At 71.7% G+C, this 14,225-nt stretch carries 11 protein-coding genes and 1 pseudogene; 5 read left to right on the top strand and 7 right to left on the bottom strand.

Annotated elements, in window-relative coordinates; genetic code table 11:
* Positions 1-112: 112 nt before the first annotated feature.
* A complete protein-coding gene (locus EV375_RS01360) occupies positions 113-1,201 on the top strand; it encodes an O-antigen ligase family protein (protein ID WP_130297800.1) in 1,089 nt (362 codons plus the stop codon).
* 3 nt (positions 1,202-1,204) lie between these two features.
* Here the strand turns inward: EV375_RS01360 and EV375_RS01365 are convergent, their stop codons facing one another.
* The gene (locus tag EV375_RS01365; protein ID WP_130297801.1) at positions 1,205-1,723 is read right to left on the bottom strand and encodes a hypothetical protein; all 519 of its coding nucleotides are present in this window, start codon (positions 1,721-1,723) and stop codon (positions 1,205-1,207) included.
* 37 nt (positions 1,724-1,760) lie between these two features.
* On the bottom strand, positions 1,761-2,546 hold the full coding sequence (locus tag EV375_RS01370) for an aspartate/glutamate racemase family protein (protein ID WP_130301523.1): 786 nt from the start codon (positions 2,544-2,546) through the stop codon (positions 1,761-1,763).
* 99 nt (positions 2,547-2,645) lie between these two features.
* On the opposite strand from EV375_RS01370, the gene EV375_RS01375 reads away from it, so the two are divergent.
* Positions 2,646-3,779, top strand: a complete 1,134-nt coding sequence (locus EV375_RS01375) for a glycosyltransferase (RefSeq protein WP_130297802.1) — start codon at positions 2,646-2,648, stop codon at positions 3,777-3,779.
* Positions 3,780-3,807: 28 nt separating this feature from the next.
* Here the strand turns inward: EV375_RS01375 and EV375_RS01380 are convergent.
* Positions 3,808-5,127 (bottom strand): annotated as a pseudogene (locus EV375_RS01380) (TerD family protein).
* A 221-nt stretch (positions 5,128-5,348) separates the two neighbouring features.
* On the opposite strand from EV375_RS01380, the gene EV375_RS01385 reads away from it, so the two are divergent.
* Together EV375_RS01385 and EV375_RS01390 are read left to right on the top strand one after the other, a co-directional pair.
* Positions 5,349-5,882, top strand: a complete 534-nt coding sequence (locus EV375_RS01385) for a DUF6643 family protein (RefSeq protein ID WP_130297803.1) — start codon at positions 5,349-5,351, stop codon at positions 5,880-5,882.
* Between the two features lie 48 nt (positions 5,883-5,930).
* Entirely contained in the window at positions 5,931-6,860 is a 930-nt protein-coding gene (locus tag EV375_RS01390; RefSeq protein WP_130297804.1) for an MOSC N-terminal beta barrel domain-containing protein, read from the top strand.
* Here EV375_RS01390 and EV375_RS01395 read toward each other — a convergent pair.
* From EV375_RS01395 to EV375_RS01405, 3 genes are all read right to left on the bottom strand, one after another.
* Positions 6,814-7,239 (bottom strand): DUF779 domain-containing protein, encoded by a 426-nt coding sequence (locus EV375_RS01395; protein ID WP_130297805.1) that lies wholly within the window; start codon positions 7,237-7,239, stop codon positions 6,814-6,816. The two genes, EV375_RS01390 and EV375_RS01395, sit on opposite strands and share 47 nt — an antisense overlap.
* Positions 7,239-8,762: an acetaldehyde dehydrogenase ExaC gene (gene exaC / locus EV375_RS01400; RefSeq protein ID WP_130297806.1), complete on the bottom strand. Its 1,524-nt coding sequence runs from the start codon at positions 8,760-8,762 to the stop codon at positions 7,239-7,241. The genes EV375_RS01395 and exaC overlap by 1 nt, the downstream gene beginning before the upstream one ends.
* Before the next feature lie 63 nt (positions 8,763-8,825).
* The gene (locus tag EV375_RS01405) at positions 8,826-10,178 is read right to left on the bottom strand and encodes a GAF domain-containing protein (RefSeq protein ID WP_130297807.1); all 1,353 of its coding nucleotides are present in this window, start codon (positions 10,176-10,178) and stop codon (positions 8,826-8,828) included.
* Between the two features lie 127 nt (positions 10,179-10,305).
* Between EV375_RS01405 and EV375_RS01410 the strand changes: the two genes are divergently transcribed.
* Positions 10,306-12,699 carry a phosphoketolase family protein gene (locus tag EV375_RS01410; protein WP_130297808.1) on the top strand — a complete coding sequence of 798 codons (2,394 nt, stop codon included), beginning with the start codon at positions 10,306-10,308 and terminating at the stop codon, positions 12,697-12,699.
* Between the two features lie 67 nt (positions 12,700-12,766).
* Here the strand turns inward: EV375_RS01410 and EV375_RS01415 are convergent, their stop codons facing one another.
* Entirely contained in the window at positions 12,767-14,161 is a 1,395-nt protein-coding gene (locus tag EV375_RS01415; RefSeq protein ID WP_130297809.1) for a family 2B encapsulin nanocompartment shell protein, read from the bottom strand.
* Positions 14,162-14,225 lie beyond the last annotated feature (64 nt).

Raw genomic sequence — 14,225 nt, forward strand, 5'->3', positions numbered from 1 at the left:
GATATCCACAATTCCCGCCTCACGCATTACCGTTGAGCCGCGAAGTCGCAGCCCGCGCCGCAGCCGACCGGCCGGCGGTACGGGCCGCGCCGGTTTCGGGGGGTCGCAGGGGATGACGTCACCGGTGCTCGGATCGTCAGGGGTGCGCGAACGGCAGAACGGCACCGCCGACGTCACAGGGGTGCTCGTGCTGGGGGCCTGCGCCGCATGGGCGCTGGTGACGGCCGCGGGGAGGGACGCGCGGCCGGAAGGACTGCTGCTCGCCGTGCTCGCGGTGGGTGCCGGATACGCCACGGGACGCATCATGGGCTCTTTGATGCCCGTCGGAGCGGCCGCAGGGGCGGGAGCGATGGGTGTCGTTCTCGCCCTCTTCGGCCCGTCGTCCTTGCAAGTGATCCCGGGCGGTATCGACTTCGCGGGCCCGGCGGGACGTTCGGGTGTGACGGCCGCGCTCCTCACGCTCGCGGTCGGAGCGTTCTGCTGTGCCTCCTGGGCGACGCCGGTGCCCGCCGTGCGGCGGAGCATGCGGCTGCTGGCAGCCGCGACTGTGGTGTGCGCCCTGCTCGTGGGCACCCCGGTCGGTTTCGCCGCCGCCCTCGGCGTACTGCTGTGCTCCCTCGTGGCGGGACGGATCCGCCGGCGGCCCGCGTACCTGGCGGCTCTCGCGCTGGCCGCCGCGGCCGTCTCGGGCATCACCTTCGCGGTGGCAGAGGAGCAGCAGCCGCGCGGGGCGTCGGTCGCCCTGCACGAGCAACTGACGGCCCACCGGGTCGGGTTGTGGCGGGACGCCATCGCCATCACGCGGGAGTACCCGCTCTTCGGTGCAGGTCCCGACACATTCCGGGACCTGAGCGTGACGGCACGCAGCACGGGCACCGGCGCGGCGCCGGCGGCGTTCACGGCACAGGGCACGCTGCACGCGGACGACGCGGCGCCGTCCGACGGCAAGCCGCACTCCGCTCCCCTGCAGGTCGCCGCCGAACAGGGGCTGCCGGGGCTGGCGCTGCTCGCCTCGGCCTTCGGGTGGCTGCTGTTCGCGCTGTGGACCTCACCCCGGCCCACGCCGGTGGCGCTGACGGCGGGGGCGGCGCTCTCCGCGCTGGCCGCTCTGGCGGCGATAGGCAACGCCCTGAGCTTCACGCAGGTGACGGCCGGGGCGGGGCTCCTCGCGGGCATCGCCTGCGCGAGGCGGCTCGGCTGAGGCCTACGAGAGGTGACCGCGGATCGCCCGCACCGCCGACTCCGCGTCGTCCACGGTGAAGGTGAACGTCTGTCCGTCCTCCAGCCGCAGCCGCACGCCCTCCCCGCGCCGTACGACGACCGCCGTGCCCCTGCCGGGGCGCCACCTGTAGCCCCAGCCACCCCACTGACGTGGCGTGACCCCGCGGACCACCTCCGCGGCCAGGACGTGGGAGAGCGGAATGCGGCGCCGCGGCACCCCGGCGGGTCCGCAGCGCAGTTCCAGCGCTTCGCTGTCGACGGTGACCCGCACGTGCACGAACGCGAGGGTGCCGAAGAGCCCCAGCAGGCCCGCCGCGAGGCAGCCCACGACGGACATGACCAGAGGCGCGCTGTCCAGCTCCCACGAGGCGCGCGCACCCAGCGCGAGTCCGAGCCCCACGCATGCGGCGCCGAGCAGCGCCAGCAGCCATTGCAGACGGTTTGCCGCGCCGCCGGTCCAGACCCCGGAAGGCCGCGGCGGGGCTTCGGGCTGCTCGCTCATGGGGCGCAGATTACGCCGGGCCGGCCACGGCCCGGGGTCAAGGCGTGACGGGTGCGCCCGCGAGGAGCCGGCCCTCGGCGTAGGTGTTCGCCACCTCGGGCAGCCTGGCCGTACTCCCCCCGAGCAGCACGGTCAGCCCGCCGGTCGGGGCGGCGCCAAGGTCTGGGCCGGTGCCGATCCTGCGCAGGGCCTGGGCGGCGACCGCGTCGGCGGAGCCGAAGAGCACCGGCGGCGGACCGTCCGCATCCGTGAGGGCCGCGCGGATGCGTTCACCGACGAGTTCGTAGTGCGTGCACCCGAGGACGACGGCGCGCACACCGCGCGGAGTGAGATCGGCGGCCGCGCCGACTGCCACGTCGATGGCGTGTTCCCGCGCCGTCTCCACGGCGTCCGCCAGACCGTGGCAGGGCACCTCGGTGAACTGGGCTTCCCTGCCGAAGTCAGCGATGAGGCGCCGCTGGTAGGGGCTTCCCGTGGTCGCCGGGGTGGCCCACACGGCGACGGGACCGCCGCCCTGCGCCGCCGGTTTCACCGCGGGCACCGTACCGATGACGGGGAGGTCCGGCTCCAGCTCCTCGCGGAGCGCCGCCAGGGCGTGCACGGATGCGGTGTTGCACGCGACGATCAGGGCGTCCGGCTCGTGGGCTCCGGCGGCCTTCGCGCAGGCCAGGGCGTGTGCGGTGATGTCCTCGGCGGTGCGCGGCCCCCAGGGCATGCTGTCGGGATCGCTGGAGAGGACGAGATCCGCGTCGGGACGGGCCCTGCGCACTGCCGCAGCCGCCGCGAGCAGGCCGATACCGGAGTCCACCAACGCGATCTTCACGGCACGCAACTGTAGTCGATCGGCCATGCGGCCTCATCCGGTGGCACCGCGGCCCCGGCGTACCGTACGCACCGCCTGCGGTGCGGCAGACTGCGGCGGATGAGCCCCCTGACCTGGATCGCCTCGGGTTCGCTTGCCGCCTGGCTGTGGCTGCTGCTGGCGCACGCCCGCTTCTGGCGTACCGACCTCCGGCTGCCGCCGCGCACGGATCCGCAGGCCTGGCCGGCGGTGGCGGTCGTCGTGCCGGCGCGGGACGAGGCGGACGTCCTGCCGCTGAGCCTGCCCGGCCTGCTGGCCCAGGACTATCCGGGGCGGGCCGAGATCTTCCTCGTCGACGACGGCTCCACAGACGGCACCGGTGATGTGGCACGACGCCTCGCGAGCCAACAGGCGCCGCACGGCCTTCCGTTGACCGTCACCTCCCCCGGGGAGCCCGGACCCGGCTGGACGGGCAAGCTGTGGGCGCTGCGGCACGGCATGGCCCTCGCGCGGGAGCGGACAGGCGCGGGCTTCCTGCTGCTCACGGACGCCGACATCGCGCACGCGCCGGACTCGCTGCGGAACCTGGTGAGTGCCGCGACCGGCGCCCGTCTCGACCTTCTCTCCCAGATGGCCCGGCTGCGGGCCGACAGCGCGTGGGAGCGGTTCATCGTGCCGGCCTTCGTCTACTTCTTCGCGCAGCTCTACCCCTTCAGCCGGGTCAACCGCCCCTCGTCCCGTAGCGCCGCGGCGGCCGGCGGCTGCGTGCTGCTGCGCACCGAGGCGGCCGTCCGTGCGGACATCCCCGGGAGCATCCGGCACGCCGTCATCGACGACGTGACGCTCGCACGGGCCGTCAAACGCAGCGGGGGGCGGATCTGGCTGGGCCTGGCAGACGGTGTGCGCAGCGTCCGCCCCTACGAACGGCTGCCGCAGCTGTGGCGGATGGTGGCGCGCAGCGCGTACGCACAGCTCGGGAACAGTCCGCTGGTGCTGCTGGGCACAGTGGCCGGCCTGACGCTCGTGTACCTGGTGCCGCCGGTGACGGCGATTGCGGGGTCGCCCGTGGGCGCTGCGGCATGGGCGGTGATGGCGCTGACGTACGTGCCGATGCTGCGCTACTACCGGCAGCCGCCGTGGCGTGCGCTCGCGCTGCCGGTGACGGCTTCCCTCTATCTGCTGATGACGCTCGATTCGGCGCTGCGGCACCATCGCGGGCGCGGTGCCGCCTGGAAGGGGCGCACCTACGCGTGAGCGCAGGTACCGCGCGGCGGGCGGCAGTTCACTTGCGGCCGGGAGTCCACTGCATGCCCCAGCCGTAGGCGGCGTCTACCGTGCGCTGCGGGCTGCTGCCGCGCTGGGCGACCAGGTAGCGGGCCTCGCGGCGCACGACGAGATCGCCGCCCTGGTTGGTGATGAGCGCGAGCGCACAGACGTTGGAGGGGACGGTGCACTCGTCGAGCGAGAACTCCACCGGGGTGCCGTGCTGCGGCTGGAGGGTCACGGTGCCTTGGACTCCCTCGAAGCTGCGCGCCCCGGCGTAGATCGTCACGAAGACGAGGACGCGCCGCAGCTCCGCCGCATGATCGAGGTTGACGGTGAGGTTCTCGCCGGAGGCGACCGCGCCGGTGCGGTCGTCGCCGTCGAGGTGGACGTACGGTGGTCCGTTCAGCGAGCCGAAGGCGTTGCCGAGCGCCTGGACGACCCCCTTGCGGCCGTCGGCGAGTTCGAAGAGGGCGCACAGGTCCAGATCGAGGCCGGAGTATCCGGCGACGGCCCTGCCGAGTTTCCGGCCCTAGCCCGAGGCGTTCTTCTGCACCTGCCAGTTGAGGTTGACCCGCAGGACTCCGCCGGTGCCGCCATGCTTGGTGAGGGAGACCGACGGTGCCTGTTTGGTCAGCGTGACCTTGGCAGGCGGCACGTGCTGGGCCGCGGCAGGTGCCGGGGTCGCCGCCGGTACCGGGATCGCCGCCGGTGCCGGGATCGCCGCCGGTACCGGGGGCGTCGCGGATGTCTGGGGCGGGACCGCGGGCGCGGCGGGCGCCGCTTCGCCTGCCGGTGCGCCGGAGTCCGTTCCTTCGTCAACGCTGATCCCGAAGTCCGTCGCCAGACCCGCCAGTCCGCTTTCGTAGCCCTGGCCGACCGCACGGAACTTCCAGCCTCCCTGCCTGCGGTAGAGCTCACCGAGGACGAAGGCCGTCTCGACGGTGGCGTCGACGCTCTCGAAGCGGGCGATCTCCGCTCCGCCGTCCGCGTCCACGAGCCGTACGTACAGCCCGGGGACCTGTCCGAATGTGCCGCCTTCGGCGGAGGCCGCGAGGACGATCCTGTCGACATCGGGCTCGGCCCTCGCCAGGTCCGCGCTCAAGACGTCCACGACACCGGGACCTTCGGAGCGCTTGCCCTGGTGGATCACTGCGCCCGAGGCGTGACGGGGCTGGTTGTAGAAGACGAAGTCGTCGTCGGAGCGGACCTTTCCGGACGCCGTCAGCAGCAGGGCGGAGGCATCCACGTCCACGGGAGCTGTTCCGGAATCCCTCCCGAGCTCGATACGCAGCGACGTCTCCGCCACCGGGATGTTGGTGCCCTTGCGCATCGTCATGCCACTCCACTACCCCTCGTCCGCCGGCGTCCTGGTCGCCGGAAGCTGTCCGTCCGCCGCGTTCCTGCGGCTGACGCGGCTCGTCACAACATCTCGACAGGCCCTTCGTGACCGATTTTGCCAGGTTCGCTCCGATTGCTGACGGGCAGTCACCGCAAGCACGGGAAACCGCTCCTCGACCGGGGTCCCCAACGGCCACATTTTGGGCTTACCTTATGGGCATGACCTCCCCCCGCTACTCCCCTGGCGGCTACTACGCTGGCCCTTCGTACCCCGACACACCGATCTACGACATGCTCGTGAACGAGCGCGGCACCCCGCAGATCGCTCCCATCCGTGTCCCCTCGGCGTACGAGGCCCTGCCTTCCCTCGCCGCACTTCCCCCCGCTCTGCCCGCGCTTCCCGCCGGGCCGAGCCACCAGCAGCACACGCCACCCCAGGGGTACCCGGGTGCGATGGGCCACCAGCCCCCGCAGCCCGGCATGGCGCAGCCCGCCCCCCTTCAGTCGGCTCCGCTGCAGCAGGCGCCCGCGCCTCACATCCCGCAGCAGCAGCCGCAGCGGGGATACCAGGATCCACGCCAGCATCCTCAGCAGTACCAACAGCCCCAGCCTCCGCAGCAGATGCGGCCGGTCGCACCGCCCCGTCCCGCCGCTCCCCGTCCCGCCGCACCGCGTCCCGCGGCGCCCCGGCAGATGCCGAACGCCTACGAGGACCCCTACGGCGGGCAGCAGTACCCCGGTCGCGGCTACTGACCGGATCCGGCCCCTTCGGGCGGCCGGCGCCGGTGGCAGGATGACGGCATGACGTCCGTGACGCTGGCATCGCTCCACCTCTACCCGGTGAAGGCACTGGCGGGGATCACGCGCGAGGAGCTGACAGTCGAGCCGTGGGGACCGGCTGCCGACAGGCGCTGGATGCTGACGTCTCCGGACGGCAGCGAGGTCACGCAGCGGGAGCAGCCACGCCTTGCCCTCGTCCGGGCGGTTCCACGGCCCGATGACACCTGCGGGGGAGGTCCGGCAGGAGCGGCGCTCAGCATCACGGCTCCGGGGAGGGAGCCGCTCGAGGTCGGCGTGCCGCCGGCGGACCGGGAGACGGTCCCCGTACGGCTGTTCGGGAAGAAGCTGGACGTGGTGCCCGCCGACGCGGAGGCCAGCGACTGGTTCTCCGCGTATCTCGGCACGGAGGTGCTGCTCGTGCATCTGGACGCCCCCGAGCGGCGGCGCCTCATCGACCCGCAGTTCGCGTCGGGCGGTCAGACGGTCTCGCTGGCCGACGGTTTTCCGCTCCTGCTGACGGCCGTCTCTTCGCTGGACGCTCTCAATTCCCTCATCGCACAGGGCGATCACGCCGACGAGGGCCCCGTGCCGATGGACCGCTTCCGGCCGAGCCTCGTCGTCGCCGGAAGCACCCCGTGGGCCGAGGACCGATGGCGGCGGCTCCGCGTAGGCGAGGCCGTCTTCAGGGTGGCCAAGCCGTGCGGGCGTTGCGTGGTGACCACCACCGACCAGACGTCGGGCGTACGGGGAAAGGAGCCGCTGCGCACCCTCGCCCGCCACCGTCGCTTCGGGGACCAGTTGGTCTTCGGCCAGAATCTGATCCCCGAGCGCACGGGCAGGGTGCGCAGCGGCGACTCGGTCGAGGTGCTCGCCCAGGACCTGCCGTCCGCGGCGGGCACCCCTTCTACCGCTGCTGCGGCGGCAGTTCGGCTGAAGCGCCCTCGTCCATGAGCCGCGAGCGGATCAGGAAGCGCACCCCTTCCGGGGCCTCCAGTGAGAATCCGCTGCCGCGTCCCGGCACCACGTCCACCGTCAGGTGGGTGTGGCTCCAGTACGCGAACTGACTCGAGGACATCCAGAACGGCACCGGTTCGTCGACGCCCTCCACCGCGAGCCGCCCGAGCAGCACGTCGGCATCGCCCGTGCGCAGCTCACCGAGCTGGTAGCACATCGGGGAGCTGCCGTCGCAGCAGCCGCCGGACTGGTGGAACATCAGCGGCCCGTGCTGGTCCGTCAGCCGCCGGATCATCCTGGCCGCCTCCTCGGTGACGCCGACCCGTTCCGGCGCCTCGGCGGCCGCTCGGTCCCGCGCCTGCTCCGCGGACGACATCAGAAGAGTCCGAGCTTCTTCGGCGAGTAGCTCACCAGCAGGTTCTTGGTCTGCTGGTAGTGGTCGAGCATCATGCGGTGGTTCTCGCGGCCGATGCCGGACTGCTTGTAGCCACCGAACGCGGCGTGCGCCGGGTAGGCGTGGTAGCAGTTCGTCCACACGCGCCCGGCCTGGATGGTGCGTCCCGCGCGGTAGGCGGTGCTGCCGTCGCGGGTCCACACGCCGGCGCCGAGTCCGTAGAGGGTGTCGTTCGCCGTCGTCATGGCGTCGGCGAAGTCGGAGAAGCCGGTGACGGCGACGACCGGACCGAAGATCTCCTCCTGGAAGACGCGCATGCTGTTCTTGCCCTCGAGGATGGTGGGCCGCACGTAGTAGCCGCCCTCCAGCTCCCCTCCGAGCTCGGCACGACTGCCGCCGGTCAGCGCCTTCGCGCCCTCCTGCTTGCCGATGTCGAGGTAGGAGAGGATCTTCTCCAGCTGGTCGTTGGAGGCCTGGGCGCCCACCATGGTGTCGGTGTCCAGCGGATGGCCCTGGACGATCTTCTCCGTGCGCGCGATGCCCGCGTCGAGGAAGTCCCGGTAGTGGCCCTGCTGAATGAGGGCACGCGACGGACAGGTGCACACCTCGCCCTGGTTGAGGGCGAACATCGTGAAGCCTTCCAGTGCCTTGTCGAAAAAGTCGTCGTCGGCGCGGGAGACGTCGTCGAAGAAGATGTTGGGGCTCTTGCCGCCGAGTTCGAGCGTGACCGGCTTGAGGTTGTCGGACGCGTACTGCATGATCAGCCGGCCCGTGGTGGTCTCACCGGTGAAGGCGACCTTCGCCACGCGGGGGCTGCTGGCCAGGGGCTTGCCCGCTTCCGCGCCGAAGCCGTTGACGATGTTGACGACGCCCGGAGGCAACAGGTCGGCGACCAGGCTCATCCAGAAGTGGACGGAGGCCGGGGTCTGTTCGGCGGGCTTGAGCACGACCGCGTTGCCGGCCGCCAGCGCGGGAGCCAGCTTCCACGTGGCCATCAGGATCGGGAAGTTCCACGGAATGATCTGGGCGACGACGCCGAGCGGCTCGTGGAAGTGGTAGGCGACCGTGTCCTCGTCGATCTCCGACAGCGAGCCCTCCTGTGCCCGTATGGCACCGGCGAAGTAGCGGAAGTGGTCGATGGCGAGAGGGATGTCGGCGGCCAGCGTCTCACGCACCGGCTTGCCGTTCTCCCAGCTCTCGGCCACGGCCAGTTCCTCGAGGTGGTCCTCCATGCGCTGCGCGATGCGGTTCAGCACCGCGGCACGTTCGGCGGGGGGCGTGCGGCCCCAGGCCGGGGCGGCCTCGTGTGCCGAGTCGATAGCGCGCTCCACGTCGTCGGCGGTGCCGCGGGCGATCTCGGTGAAGGGCGCTCCGGTGACCGGTGTGGGGTTCTCGAAGTAGCCGCCCTGTTTGGGGGCTACGTATTGGCCCCCGATCCAGTGGTCGTAGCGGGACTTGTAGTTCATGACGGCCCCGTCGGACCCGGGCGCGGCGTAGCGGCTCATCACTGCCTCCCCTTGGTGCTGGTGGCCCGCCTCATCGCTCGGCGGGCCCGTGTTGCGGGAAGCCTAGGGACGGGAACGTTGCCGATACGTTGCGTGTGCTCCGCCCTCCTCTGTGTACGGACGGCGCCCGGAAGGCGGCTGCGTGCTCTCCAGCCCGTAGGAGCGGCGCAGTTCGCGCACGCGGCGCGTGAGGGCGGCGGTGCGGGCCTGACCGCCCTGGCGTCCGGCCAGCAGGGCCTCCCACATCTCCAGGTCGTCCTCGCCCCAGGGCGTGCGCACCCACTCCTCCAGCAGAACCGGGTCGCGGGAGGAGAGCAGGGCACGGCGCAACCGGTCCTCCAGCCGCCTGCGCAGCCGTACGACACCGGGCGCCTCGGAGAGCGGCAGCAGCGGGCCGCGGTAGGCGGAGAGCGCGGCGGGCAGATCGCCCTCGGCCAGTGCCTGTGCAACGGCGTCGTGGTCGGTGTGCGGAGCGGTGCGCAGCCGGTACGGACGTGAGTCGAGCAGCGACCCCAGCAGCCCGCGCAGCCGGGAGAGTTCGGCGCGCAGCGTGACCGGAGTGACGGCGCGCTCTCCGTAGAGTTCGAGCGCGAGACGTTCGCCGGTGAGGCCTTCGGGATGCGCCGCGAGGAGCACCATGATCTCGCTGTGCCGCCTGCCCAGCCGAACGGGCGTGCCGCCTCCGGGATCGAGCAGGGCCTCGTCGCAGCCGAGGGCGTTCAGCACGGGCGCACCGTCGGCCGAAGTGCCGCCGGCGGCCGACAGTTCGGCGAGATACGCCTCCGCCGCGCGGGCGGTCGCCTGGACGAGCGCGAGACTCTGCGGCGAGGCGAGATGGTCGCCGCCGGTGATGTCGACGGCCCCGATGAGGCGGTGGGTGCGCGGGTCGTGGACGGGCGCCGCGGCGCACGTCCACGCCTGCACGGGGCGGCAGTAGTGCTCGGCAGTGAAGATCTGCACGGCGTGGTCGACGGCGAGCGCCGTGCCCGGGGCGTTGGTGCCGATGTAGCGCTCGGACCAGCGGGCGCCCGGAACGAAGTTCATCCGCTCGGCGTGGCGCTGGACTTGGGAGTGTCCCTCGACCCACAGCATGCGCCCGTTCTCGTCGCACACGGACAGCAGGTGCGCACCGTCGTCGGCGACGGTGCCGAGGAGTTCACGGAAGAGCGGCATGACGCGGTCCAGGGGATGCGCGGACCGGTACGCGGCGAGTTCCGCGTCCCCCAGGTCGACCCGGGCCACGCTCTCCGGCTCGACGGAGGCACCGGCGCATCGCTGCCAGGACTCGGCCACCACGTTCCGTACCTGGGCCCCGATCGCGCCCTCGGTCACGAACTCCTCGTGCGCGCGGCGGACCTGACCGGTCCGCTCGGCCGCGTCTGCCCCTGCCTCCAGCGCCAGCCATGGATTCAGCACACCGTCATCGTGCCGTGCGTCACAGCCCCAGGCAACGCTGTGGACCCGGACAATCCGGCATGCTTCGGGATACTCCCCGGCCCGTCTGCACGTGTGTCGGGCGGCGTCCCCTGGTACCCATCCCGGCATGCACACGCACCCTTCGCTCTCGGACGACGAGACCGCCCGGCTGGACGCCCACTGGCGTGCCATGAACTACCTGTCCGCCTGCCAGCTGTACCTGCGGGACAACCCGCTGCTGCGTGAGCCGCTGCGCCCGGAGCACATCAAGCCCAGGCTGCTGGGGCACTGGGGTTCGGCACCCGGGCTGGGGCTCGTCTACACCCACCTCAACCGGGCCGTCCGTACGCACGGTCTGGACGCCGTCGGGATCTGGGGGCCGGGCCACGGGGCGCCCGCCGTGCTGGCGGGCGCGTGGCTGGAGGGGACGTTCGGCGAGCTCGAACCCGACCGCCGGCGGGACGCCGCGGGCATGCTCGGCCTCTTCCGGGACTTCTCGCATCCGGGCGGACTGCCCAGCCATACGGCACCCGACGTGCCCGGCTCGATCCAGGAGGGCGGCGAACTCGGCTACGCGATGGCCCACGCATACGGCGCGGCCTTCGACAACCCCGATCTGCTGGTGTGCTCCGTCGTGGGCGACGGGGAGGCCGAGACGGGCCCGCTGGCCGCGGCCTGGCACTCCAACAAGTTCCTCGACCCGGTGCACGACGGAGCGGTTCTGCCGGTGCTTCACCTCAACGGGTACAAGATCGCGAACCCGACGGTCCTCGCCCGGCTGCCGGAGGACGAGCTGGACGCCCTGCTGCGCGGCTACGGATACGACCCGCTGCACGTCACCGCGCACCCCGGGACGCCTCCGGCCGAGACGCACCGTGCACTCGCCGGGGCCTTCGACGTGGCGCTGGAACGCATCGGGCAGTACCAGCGTGAGGCCCGCGCCCGTGCGGGCGCTTCGGTGCACCGGCCGCGCTGGCCGATGCTGGTGCTGCGCACCCCGAAGGGCTGGACGGGCCCTGCGGAGGTCGACGGTGTGCCCGTGGAGGACACCTGGCGCTCGCACCAGATCCCGCTCACCGGCGTCCGTGAAGACCCGGCGCGGCTGCGGCAGTTGGAGGCGTGGCTGCGCTCGTACCGGCCCCAGGAGCTCTTCGACGAGGAGGGCAGGCCAGGCGAGCAGGTTCTGGCATGCGTGCCGGAGGGAGACCGCAGGCTGGGCGCATCCCCGCACGCCAACGGCGGGCGCCTGCTGCGTGAACTGCCGCTGCCCGCGCTGGAACCGCACGCCGTGTACGTGGAGCGGCACGGGCACACCTCGCACGAGCCCACACGCGTGCTCGGCGGCATGCTGACCGAGCTGTTCTCCGCCACTCAGGAGCGGCGCGACTTCCGTCTGTTCGGCCCCGACGAGACGGCCTCGAACCACCTCGACGGCGTCTTCGACGTCACGCCGCGCGGCTGGCAGGCACAGACCCTCGGGACGGACGAGCACCTCGGCCGGCACGGGCGGGTGCTGGAGGTTCTCTCGGAGCACATGTGCCAGGGCTGGCTGGAGGGTTACCTGCTCACGGGCAGGCACGGCCTCTTCGGCACGTACGAGGCCTTCGCCCACATCGTCGCCAGCATGGCCGGCCAGCACGTCAAGTGGCTGCAGAGCTCGCGGGACGTGCCGTGGCGCATGCCGCTCGCGTCGCTCAACTACCTGCTCACGTCGCACGCGTGGCGGCAGGACCACAACGGCTTCTCCCACCAGGACCCCGGCTTCATCGACCACATCATGAACAAGAGCCCGCAGGTCGTGCGGGTCTATCTGCCGCCGGACGCCAACACGCTGCTGTGCGTCGCGGATCATGTGCTGCGCACGCGCGACACCGTCAACGTCGTGGTGGCCGGGAAACAGCAGTGCTTCGACTGGCTGTCGCTGGAGGAGGCCCGCAACCACTGCGAGCGCGGTCTCGGCGTGTGGGAATGGGCGGGCACCGAGGCTCAGGGCGGGGAGCCGGATGTGGTGCTGGCCTGTGCGGGCGACGTTCCGACGCAGGAGACGCTGGCGGCGGCGTCGCTGCTGCGCGAGCATCTGCCGCAGCTGGCGGTGCGGGTGGTCAACGTGGTGGACATCGCGCGGCTGCTGCCGCGCTCGGAACATCCGCACGGGCTGCCCGACGCGGAGTTCGACGCCGTCTTCACACGCGACAGGCCTGTGATCTTCGCGTACCACGGCTATCCGTGGCTCGTGCACCGCCTCACCTACCGGCGGGCCGTGCACGACTCGCTCCACGTGCGCGGATACAAGGAAATGGGCGCCACCACAACGCCGTTCGACATGGTGGTGCGCAACGACATGGACCGCTACCGGCTCGTGATCGACGTCATCGACCGCACGCCGGGCCTGCCGGTGCGGGCCGCGGGTGTGCGGCAGGCGATGGGGGACATGCGGACCCGGCACCACTCATGGATCCGTGAGCACGGGACGGACCTGCCGGAGGTCGCGGACTGGAGCTGGTCCGCGGCCTCCGGCTGAGGTCCCCTCCTCCCCTCCCGGTCCGGATCCCCCTTGCCGCCGGTGCGCGTGCTGTTGCCTGCGCCCGTCAGATCTCGACGTCCTCCAGCACGCCGAGAGCGTCAGGGACGAGCACCGCGGCCGAGTAGTAGGTGCTCACCAGATAAGAGATGAGGGCCTTGTCGTCGATGCCCATGAAGCGCACGTTCAGACCGGGCTCGATCTCGTCGGGGATGCCCGTCTGGTGCAGGCCGACGACGCCCTGGTTCTCCTGGCCGGTACGCATGGCCAGCACACTCGTCGTGCCCTCCCGGCTGACCGGGATCTTGTTGCACGGCAGCAGCGGAATGCCGCGCCAGGAGCGCACGCTCGTACCGTGCAGTTCGGTCTGCTGGGGGTAGATGCCGCGGCTGCTGCACTCGCGGCCGATGGCAGCGATCGCCTTGGGATGGGCGAGGAGGAACTGCGTCTTGCGGCGGCGCGAGATGAGTTCGTCGAGGTCGTCGGGGGTGGGCGGGCCGGAACGGGTGTGGATGCGCTGGGCCAGGGCGGCGTTGTGCAGGAGCCCGAAGTCGCGGTTGTTGACCATCTCGTGCTCCTGCCGCTCCCGCAGCGCCTCGACCGTCAGCCGCAACTGCTCCTCGACCTGGTTCATCGGATGGTTGTACAGATCCGCCACCCGCGAATGCACCCGCAGCACCGTCTGCGCCACACTCAGCTCGTACTCACGCGGAGACAGCTCGTAGTCCACGAACGTCCCCGGCAACGCCTCCTCCCCCACATGCCCCGAAGCCAGCTCGATCTCGGCCTCCCCGCGCCTGTTCTGCCGCGGGATCGCGCGGGAGAGGTAGGCGTCGAGGTACGTGCGCAACGCCCGTGAGCGGTCCGCCAGTTCGCGGAACTCCTGGGCGGACAGGGCCAGTACGGTGCACTTCGTCAGCGTGGTGAGGGTCTGGTCCCAGTCCTCCGGCTCCGGCGTGAGGGCCTGGTCGCCGATGTGGTCGCCGCCGGCGAGAACGCCCAGGGACACCTCCTCGCCGTACTTGCCGACGCCCGTGCGCTTCACCTTCCCGTGGGCGATGAGGAGAAGCCGCGCCGGGTCACCGGGCGAGACAACTGTCTCCCCGGCGGCGTACTCCCGCTGCTCGAACCGTTCGGCGAGCGCCCCCAGGGCCGCGTCGTCGGTCAGCCCGCGCAGCAGCGGGATCTCGCGGAGCTCTGCGGGGATGACGCCGATGTCGGCGCCGGTGACGACGAATTCCACCCGTCCGTCGCCGAGGGTGTGCGTCAGGCGCCTGTTGACGCGGAAGGCACCGCCGGTGGCCTCGACCCACGGGAGGACCTTCAGCAGCCAGCGTGAGGAGATCCCCTGCATCTGAGGGGGTGTCTTGGTGGTGGTCGTCAGGTTGCGGGCTGCGGCGGTGGTGAGGCTGAGGCTCTGCCCGGGTGCGGAGGCGGGCGTCGTCTCGGGCTGGGAGGTCATCGACCGGAGACCTTTCGTGCTGTGGCCGGTACTTGGACTGCTTGCGGGAATCGTCCGGAAATCC

This window comes from Streptomyces sp. CNZ301, assembly GCF_004217425.1.

Bases quoted from the DNA above. Each gene is read 5' to 3' on its own strand.
- EV375_RS01395 (WP_130297805.1), bottom strand. From the start codon at position 7,239: ATGTCGTCCGCGGAGCAGGCGCGGGACCGAGCGGCCGCCGAGGCGCCG.
- EV375_RS01390 (WP_130297804.1), top strand. From the start codon at position 5,931: ATGACGTCCGTGACGCTGGCATCGCTCCACCTCTACCCGGTGAAGGCA.
- EV375_RS01415 (WP_130297809.1), bottom strand. From the start codon at position 14,161: ATGACCTCCCAGCCCGAGACGACGCCCGCCTCCGCACCCGGGCAGAGC.
- EV375_RS01360 (WP_130297800.1), top strand. From the start codon at position 113: ATGACGTCACCGGTGCTCGGATCGTCAGGGGTGCGCGAACGGCAGAAC.
- exaC (WP_130297806.1), bottom strand. From the start codon at position 8,762: ATGAGCCGCTACGCCGCGCCCGGGTCCGACGGGGCCGTCATGAACTAC.
- EV375_RS01365 (WP_130297801.1), bottom strand. From the start codon at position 1,723: ATGAGCGAGCAGCCCGAAGCCCCGCCGCGGCCTTCCGGGGTCTGGACC.
- EV375_RS01410 (WP_130297808.1), top strand. From the start codon at position 10,306: ATGCACACGCACCCTTCGCTCTCGGACGACGAGACCGCCCGGCTGGAC.
- EV375_RS01385 (WP_130297803.1), top strand. From the start codon at position 5,349: ATGACCTCCCCCCGCTACTCCCCTGGCGGCTACTACGCTGGCCCTTCG.
- EV375_RS01375 (WP_130297802.1), top strand. From the start codon at position 2,646: ATGAGCCCCCTGACCTGGATCGCCTCGGGTTCGCTTGCCGCCTGGCTG.